Below are 8,120 nucleotides of genomic sequence, written 5' to 3' on the forward strand. Positions count from 1 at the left end.
GAATGGATTTTAATGAAGGTCTCTATGAACTCGACGATGGATTTGGGCAGACCCGGATTTACCATGTTCATGGTTCCAATGGATATTGCGCCTGCACCTGCCATAATGAACTCAACAGCATCTTCTCCTGAGGAGATACCTCCCATTCCAATTAAAGGAAGGTTTGCTTCTCTGCTGATTTCATAGATCATCTTAATCGCTATTGGTTTGATCGCAGGCCCTGACATTCCACCGGATAGGGCACCTAATGCAGATCTGAATCTGTTTATGTCAATCTTCATGGCTGGGACAGTATTTATCAGCGATATTGCCGATGCCCCTGCCTTTTCTGCACTTCTGGCGAAGGAAGCATCTATAGATTGGAAAGGGCTGAGTTTAGCGATCAGCGGGTATTTGCTGGTCTTGCTGCATTCAGATACGACATTGCCGATTCTCTCAGGGCTTGACCCGAAAGAAAGCCCTTCTGAATCGACGTTCGGGCAGGAAAGATTTAGTTCTATGGCGGTTGCCCCATCGATATCATTAAGTCTGTCAGCTATCTCAACAAACTCAGATACTGAATTTCCGCTTATACTAACTATTACTGGAATTTCCAGTTTTCCATACCCGTCTTTGTAGTCTTCGATAAAACTGAGAACGCCGGGGTTTTCGAGGCCGATCGAATTTATCATTGAGGAAGGACCCTCGAGGATTCTCAGCTGAGCGTTACCCGCCTTCGGGTTCAAAGTGATCGTCTTTGTTACCACCGCTCCGATATATTCAGATTCCAGAAGGTCAAAATACGGTTTGGACAGTCCAAAGGTCCCTGAAGAAATGATTATGGGAGTACGCAAAATGCCTATACGTCCAAGATTTGCTCTCAGATCACATTTCATTCCATTCAACCTCTTCCATTTTGAAAACCGGTCCATCTAGACAGACTCGCTTGCTACCGTGTTTTGTATTGATAGTGCAGCCATAACAGACTCCGATGCCGCATGCCATATGTGCTTCAAGAGATACCTCAACTTCTCTCTTGTAGAGAAAGGGCTCAAGCGCCTTCAACATTCTTGTTGGGCCGCAACAGTAGAATCTGTCGTAGTTTTCAAGATCAATTTCCTTCAACGTATGAACAACGTTTCCGATGATGGGGTAAGGTCCTTTGTCAACGGTAACTAAAACTCTGTTTGCTCTCTTCTGAAATCCTTCGATGATTTCTCGAGGGATCTCCTCGGGTTTTGAGAAACCGAAAATAGTGTCCGTGTTACAGTCTGAATAAAATAGCCTTCGAGAAAGAAGATTCAGTGAAGCAATTCCGCATCCCCCACCAATCAGAAGCGATCTAGTGTTGCTAGACACGGTGAATCCATTTCCCAGCGGTCCTATGAGATCAACAATAGATCCGGAATTGAGTTCACTCAACCATTTTGTCCCCTTTCCAATAATCTTTATGAATAGGGATAGGCTTTCACTTGAGACATCGAAGACGGAAAATGGTCTTCTCAAAATCATATCTTCTCCATAACAACCGATTTCAACAAACTGTCCGGGGAGGGTCTGTCGGGAGATATCTCTAGAATTAAGAACCAGTACATGCCCGTCGGAACTAACCCTTTCGTTTCTTATCACTTCGCATTTTTCATTCACAACATTCATACTGAATCTCCAATGAAGGGGTAGACTATTTTTCCAGAGGCTATGGTATACTTAACTTTTGCATCTAGTTTCTTCCCCAGGAAGGGAGTATTCTTCCCTTTTGAATACATAGAGGACTCTTCGACAATCCATGACTCATTGGGATCAAAAAGGATGATGTCGGCTCGTTCTCCCTCTTCAAAACTAGCGGGGTTTATTCCCAAGAGATTCGAAGAATTAAATGTAAGAATCTTAGTCAATGCTTGTAGAGAGAGAAGCCCTTCACTGACAAGGGCAGTGTACGAGAGCGGAAAAAGTAGTTCTACTCCCGAAAAGCCTCTAGCAGGTACTTCAGATGTTTTTTCTTCTAATGTGTGTGGGGCGTGATCCGAAGCAATAATATCTATCAAACCGGAGATTATTGCCCATCTGATCGCTTTTAAGTCATCAGCTGTTCTTATAGGTGGATAGACCTCATAAAAGCCGTCGGACAGCCCCTCGCTGGTTTCTATGAAGTAATGGGGACACGTTTCTATTGTGAATCTGATGTTCTTTTCTCTTGCTCGTTTGAGAAAATCAATTGAACTGGCTAGGCTGACGTGCTGAAGATGAAGCCTACCGCCGATCCTCTCGTTAAGGATGACATCTCTGCAAATGACAGCATGCTCTGTGTTTCCCAAACTTTTGTCAAATTCCGGAATTTCGGGATGTTCGGCTACCAGGACACCTGTTTCTTTTGAAAACCATAGAACAGCGGCCATGTCGCTATTTCGATCTACGGGAAGACCGTCATTGGTGAATACTATTGCGCCGGCTTCATAAAGCTCTTTCCAGTTGTTTCGCCTGCCTGACAGGTTTTGGTTTATTGAACAGGACTGCAGAACTCTTATAACCGTATCGTTTTGAAAGGACCTGACATAATGATAGTTTTCAACTGAGTCCGGGCAGGGCATTACATTAGGCATGGCACACAGTGAGGTAACACCGCCGGAGGTCGCTGCCAGGACGCCGCTTTCCAGAGTTTCTTTCCACTCATACCCCGGTTGTCTCAAGTGTACGTGGGGATCTACTATTCCAGTTATTGCAACAAGTCCTTTGGCTTCAATGATGTCTGCATCGCTGCAGTCAATTCTTGTATCTATCTTCTTTATCACACCGTCGTCGATCAGAATGTCATAGGTTGTCCTGCTGGATCTTCTCCAATCTACGAGATTTGAATTTCTAATTAGAAGCATGTGAACCTCCAAAGATTTCTAGCATCGCATTAAGTAGTTTGGAGAATGAAGTTAGATCCATCGCCTCTCTTGGTGAATGACTTACTCCCGTAGGATTTGGCAGCAAGATAAGAGAAGATGAGAAGTACTTCGAAACCTCCGCAATGTCGTGCCAGGCTATGCTATTCATTCTTGTAGAAGAAAGTCCCTTAACTGTCAAACTGTTTTGGAGGTATTCGAAGTAAGCGCTGTCCATTGTCGCGGGATCCATAGCGGAGAGCTCCGACGAAGAGAATTCTATAGCAGCCCCTTCGGATACGGCTCTACAATAATCTGTCAGAGAGCCTTTGAATTCTTCGAGAGAACGAACTGAGAAACCTCTTATGTCTACGGTAGTCTCGGTCTCTCCAGGAATCATATTCATTACATTTGGAGTATTAACTAGCCTTGTTACGGTCCCAACGACCTCCTCTGAAGACATTAGCTTGCTCAACTCGCTTGCCTTTAATATGGCAGAAGTTGAAGCCAGAAGCGAGTCTCTTCTTGCCGAGAGATTCATAAGGCTCGAATGATTGGTCTCACCTTTGAAAGTGAAACTCAGTCTCCTTTGACCGGCAATCTTCTCAACAAATGCAAGATCCAAGGCTTTCTTTGATAACTCTTTTGATTGATCCACATGTATTTCGATGAATCTTGTTCCTTCTTCAACAAACGGCTTTTCAACTTGTGAAAAGCTCTGAAAATCCGCCTTTTCCATTAGTTCAGTCAGGGATACTTTTTCCCCGATCAATGTTTCATAGTCCCCCAAAGCTTCTTCTCCCTTGAGGAAGAACACCGATCCCAACGATGCCCGGCCGAACAGTGAGGACTCTTCGCAGTTGAAGGCGCATAATTCAATACGTTCGCCCTCGGCCTTTCCTAGAAGACTCAGAAGTAGGATTCCAAATACAACGCCCGCAGTTCCGTCATATCTGCCGCCACTTGGAACCGAATCATAGTGAGAACAGAAAACTACTTTGTCATTTCTCCGATTTTCTCTCCCGCTGGAGGTCAAGATGTTTCCCATTCTATCGACATAGACTCTCTTTCCAACTTCACTCAACCTTTTCGCCAGATACTCAAGGGCAAGTCTGTTTTCCCTTGTGAAGGGAAGACGAGTAACTCCTTCATCTGTCGAGGTGAATTTCGATAGCCTATCTATTTCTTCCGATACTAGATATTCGAGACCGCTCAAGCTAACTCCTTCACTTTGCCGCCGATTCATGCCAGAACAGCAGTTTTTCCTGCAGTTTCTTCATTCCAATATCCAGGAAGAAGCTGAGAAGACTAATTACAATGATTACAGTCAACAGTAAAGTTATATCGTACATTTCGTTCCCGAGAATCAGAAGAAATCCAAGCCCGGCCTTTGAACCCATCATTTCTCCTATAACTGCAGCCGTAATCGACAGCACAAGGGCAACACGCAATCCAGTCATCAGATACGGCATCGAGTTCATGAGTTCAAGTTTGAACATAACTTGAAGACGACTTGCCTTCAAAACCTTCATCAGGTTGTAGTAGTTCTTTTCAGTTGATCTTACACCGAGTATCATGTTTATCATCACAGGGAACAGAGTAACGAGAGCAATAAGAACCACTTTTGACAATATTCCAAGCCCGAACCATAAAACAAAGAGTGGGGCAAGAGAAATTTTTGGAGCAGTCTGGAATATGAGTATGTAAGGGGAGAGCGCCTTCTCGAGAATCTCTACCTTCGCAAGAACGTATCCAAGTACTATTCCAATCACCGCTCCGGAACTGAAGCCTATAGCTATCTCTTCGAGCGTTGCCAAGAAGTTCTTTTGCAAAACGGAGTTCTTGACCAACTCAATGAACTTGAAGAGAATATCTTCAGGCGGAGGAAGGATATGTGTTGGAGTATTGAAAATCGTGACCACTGCTTTCCACACAACCAATACAGCCACAAGAAATAAAAAGCTCATTAGTCTTGAATTGATCTTCTTTTTCAAAATCCTTCCTCCTTACCCGAAGATTTAGTTTACAGTCTTGGTACTACGAAATCGGCCGCGTTGACATCTGTGGTTATCAGATCGTACTCTCTCATTATGTCAATAGTCTGCTGCCATCTCTCAACGTTTCCAAATCCAAATCCAAAGGCTTCGGTATCTTCGCTCTGCCAGAGGTAACCCGCATAGATCTCGGAAAGTATGTCGGCCATGTATTCCTCTCTGCCAATATATGTTGGCGCATACTTCGCGATTGCCACTACAGTGGCTTCCTTCATCTTATCTGGATCTGAGAGATAGGCCATTACTCTGCTCAAAGCCCTTGTGAACCTAACAGCCAGATCCCTGTTTTCATTCAGGATTTTGTCTCCGGTTACCACGACGTTTCCGAATGAAGGAAGGAACTCGTCTGACTTGAATTCATCTACTTCGATTCCCTGATACCTTAGTTCGAAAGTTCTGAGCATCGAGAAGCAAATTGCATCTACTCTCTTGTTTACGAGAGCCGGAACGATAGCTTCGGTTCCTACAATCTCAAGCTGGATGTCATTCAGTGAAAGCCCGTTCTTCTTCAGAAGTATCTGTAGCTGCACATAATTGGGGCTTCCATAACCTGTTATTGCCACTTTCTTCCCTTTGAGATCCTGGGGTGTTTCAATACCGCTTTCCTTAAGGAAGATAGTTGAGCCGAGTCCGTGTTGGTAGGTAGTATGAATAACATTTACAGGTATTCCCTGAGCTCTTGCCGTTATGACAGGTTCACCATTGGGGAACCCGAATTCAACATTTCCAACTGCTACGTTTCTTATGATGTCTGAGGCGCTCCCAAAAAGATAGTCTACTTCAAGACCTTCCTCTTCAAAATAACCGAGCTCTATTCCCATGTAGATGGGAATGTAGTAAGGAACTGCGGAACCCTCAATTTGCAGGGTTACTTTCTGGGCAAAAACAAACATGCTTACTAGAACCAATAAAAACACAAGTACTGCCTTCTTCAAATCAATCCCTCCTCGTTCAGAGTGTTAAAAAGTCTGTTTCAAGTGCAGTTTCTATTGCACAAAGCTGAGCTGACCTGTAATCAATAAGCCATTCATCTGTCTTTCTGTTTCCATGAACTGCCAGGATATTTGCTGCCTTCATTCCCATAAGGCTTGCCAGAGTAAAGATCGTCTCGGTTTCCATATCGAAATTGATAACGCCGGCTGATGAGAGTTCTTCAGGCAAACTGGAACCAGGGATTTCAAAACCTTCAATACACCGACCCTGTCCGGCATAATAAGAGTCAACAGTAGCGCCTATACCTACGTGAGCCCTGATCCCCTTTTTCGAAGCGCTTTTGGCCAGTTCTACGACCATAAATGGATCAGCAACGGCCGGGTATTCTACTCTGACATACATTTTGGAACTTCCGCCTAGTCTTACTGCGCCGGAGTTGATAATCATATCTCCGCACTTAATGTCCTCTCTAAGCGCTCCACAACCTCCCACTCTGACAACTCTTTCTACACCAAGCGAGTGAAGTTCCACCATAACTATTTCCGATGAACCACCTCCAATTCCGGTTGAACAAACGCCAAACTCCTTCCCTCCGAAAGTGCCGATTCCTGTTGAGAATTCTCGATTGACGGACAGATATTCAAAGGAATCTGCCGCTTCTTCGAAGAGCTTTACTCGGTCTGGATCACCTGGAAGGAAGAACAGCTTCGGAACCTTTGAATCTATGCTCAACTTCAGATGCGGAAGTTTACCGTTTTCGATGGGATTGCTCGCTGTTGGTTTTCTGAATCCTTCATTCATCACGTTCCCTCCGTGAAAGCCAATTTCGACTCATGCCAGAACAAGAGTTTCTTTTCTATAAGCTCAATGCTCCAGTAGAGAATTAATCCCAGGAAAGTGGTAGCAATTATTGACGCCATCAGAAGATTTGCGTCATACAGAGAACTGCCGTAAACGAGCAGATAACCGAAGCCTCTGTCTCCAGCCATCCATTCTGAGACTATTGCTCCTATTATTGATTGCACCATCGCGATCTTGAGTCCTGCCATGATTAAGGGAGTGGCCATCGGGAGTCTCATCTTGAGAGTTGCCTGGCGTTCCGATGCTCCGAGAATTGTCATTAAGTTCTCGTAGTCCTCCGGAACAGATCTAAGTCCCAAGATTGTGTTTATCATCACCGGAAAGAAAGCTGAAAGAACTATGAGCAATAGCTTTGACGGCATCCCGAGTCCGAACCAAATAACAAAGAGAGGAATGAGAGATACTTTTGGTGTGGCCTGAATAAGCATGACATATGGTGAGATTACTTCTTCAAAGGTTCTTGATTTCGCTGAGAAGTATCCGGCCGCGAAGCCCAGAATAGATCCAACGGAGAAGCCAATCAGTATCGTATACAGGGTTACCCAGCCTTCTCTAATGAAAGTGCCGTCTGCAACAAGAGAGATAAACCTCTGTCCTACAGCCTCTGGAGGTGGAAGGATAAATCCCGGAACATCTCTGATGATTATGTATCCCTTCCAAAAACCCAGGAAGAGAACCAGGAAAAGAATCGAGATTATTGCTATCAAGACTTTCCTGTTCATTATTTGAGCATCTCCCTTAGCTCTTTGACGTAGGAGTAAAATTCCGGAGTAAGTTTTGAATCTTCATTTCGCGGTCTAGGCAATTCAACCTTCATATCCGCGACAACTCTGCCGGGCTTCGTACCCATGACGATTATCCTGTCTGAAAGATACACTGCTTCGCTAATACTGTGAGTCACAAAGATCACTGTCTTTCTGGTCGATTCCCATATTTCGAGGAGAACGTTGTTCAGATTGTCTCTGGTTATTGCGTCAAGAGCTCCAAAAGGTTCGTCCATAAGTAGTATTGGAGGATTGTAGGACAGGGCTCTCACAATAGCCACACGCTGTCTCATTCCACCTGAAAGCTGTCTTGGGTAGGAATTTTCAAAACCCACAAGCTTCGCGAGTTTGAAAAGATTCCTGACATTGCTTTCATCTGCTTTCTCCTTGTTACCCATGATTTCGAATGGAAAGAGAGCGTTTTCTATTGCTGTTCTCCAGGGCAAAAGAACGGAATCCTGGAATACGAACCCAAAGGGAGGGGTCTTACGATTTTCTTTCTCCGTAATCTCCACCGTTCCAGAACTTGCCTTAAGAAGTCCCGAGACAATCTTTAGCAGTGTTGATTTTCCACAGCCCGAGGGTCCCAGCAGTGAGACGAACTCACCTCTGTTGACTGTAAATGAAACATCATCCAGTGCAACAAATTCCTTTCTGTCCTT

General features: G+C 44.5%; 9 protein-coding genes. All 9 read right to left on the reverse strand.

Annotated features, from left to right (window positions below):
* On the reverse strand, positions 1–875 hold an 875-nt coding region (locus tag RJ60_RS15230; RefSeq protein WP_103135291.1), incomplete at its 3' end, for a dihydroorotate dehydrogenase.
* The gene (locus tag RJ60_RS15235; protein WP_103135292.1) at positions 865–1,635 is read right to left on the reverse strand and encodes a dihydroorotate dehydrogenase electron transfer subunit; all 771 of its coding nucleotides are present in this window, start codon (positions 1,633–1,635) and stop codon (positions 865–867) included. The genes RJ60_RS15235 and RJ60_RS15230, both read right to left, overlap by 11 nt.
* A complete protein-coding gene (locus tag RJ60_RS15240; protein ID WP_103135293.1) occupies positions 1,632–2,849 on the reverse strand; it encodes a dihydroorotase in 1,218 nt (405 codons plus the stop codon). The genes RJ60_RS15235 and RJ60_RS15240 overlap by 4 nt, the downstream gene beginning before the upstream one ends.
* Positions 2,836–4,062: a hydantoinase/carbamoylase family amidase gene (locus tag RJ60_RS15245; protein WP_180979999.1), complete on the reverse strand. Its 1,227-nt coding sequence runs from the start codon at positions 4,060–4,062 to the stop codon at positions 2,836–2,838. The genes RJ60_RS15240 and RJ60_RS15245 overlap by 14 nt, the downstream gene beginning before the upstream one ends.
* A 10-nt stretch (positions 4,063–4,072) precedes the next feature.
* Positions 4,073–4,840, reverse strand: coding sequence for an ABC transporter permease (locus tag RJ60_RS15250; protein ID WP_099830818.1), 768 nt, complete (start codon positions 4,838–4,840; stop codon positions 4,073–4,075).
* A gap of 29 nt (positions 4,841–4,869) precedes the next feature.
* Complete coding sequence (locus tag RJ60_RS15255) at positions 4,870–5,835, reverse strand: ABC transporter substrate-binding protein (protein WP_103135295.1); 966 nt, start codon at positions 5,833–5,835, stop codon at positions 4,870–4,872.
* A gap of 16 nt (positions 5,836–5,851) precedes the next feature.
* On the reverse strand, positions 5,852–6,634 hold the full coding sequence (locus RJ60_RS15260; protein ID WP_103135296.1) for a nucleoside phosphorylase: 783 nt from the start codon (positions 6,632–6,634) through the stop codon (positions 5,852–5,854).
* Positions 6,634–7,416, reverse strand: coding sequence for an ABC transporter permease (locus RJ60_RS15265; protein ID WP_099830821.1), 783 nt, complete (start codon positions 7,414–7,416; stop codon positions 6,634–6,636). The genes RJ60_RS15260 and RJ60_RS15265 overlap by 1 nt, the downstream gene beginning before the upstream one ends.
* The coding region (locus RJ60_RS15270; protein ID WP_103135297.1) for an ABC transporter ATP-binding protein at positions 7,416–8,120 on the reverse strand (705 nt) is incomplete at its 5' end. The genes RJ60_RS15265 and RJ60_RS15270, both read right to left, overlap by 1 nt.

Origin of the sequence: Mesotoga sp. B105.6.4 (assembly GCF_002896535.1) — a bacterium.
GTDB lineage: Bacteria > Thermotogota > Thermotogae > Petrotogales > Kosmotogaceae > Mesotoga.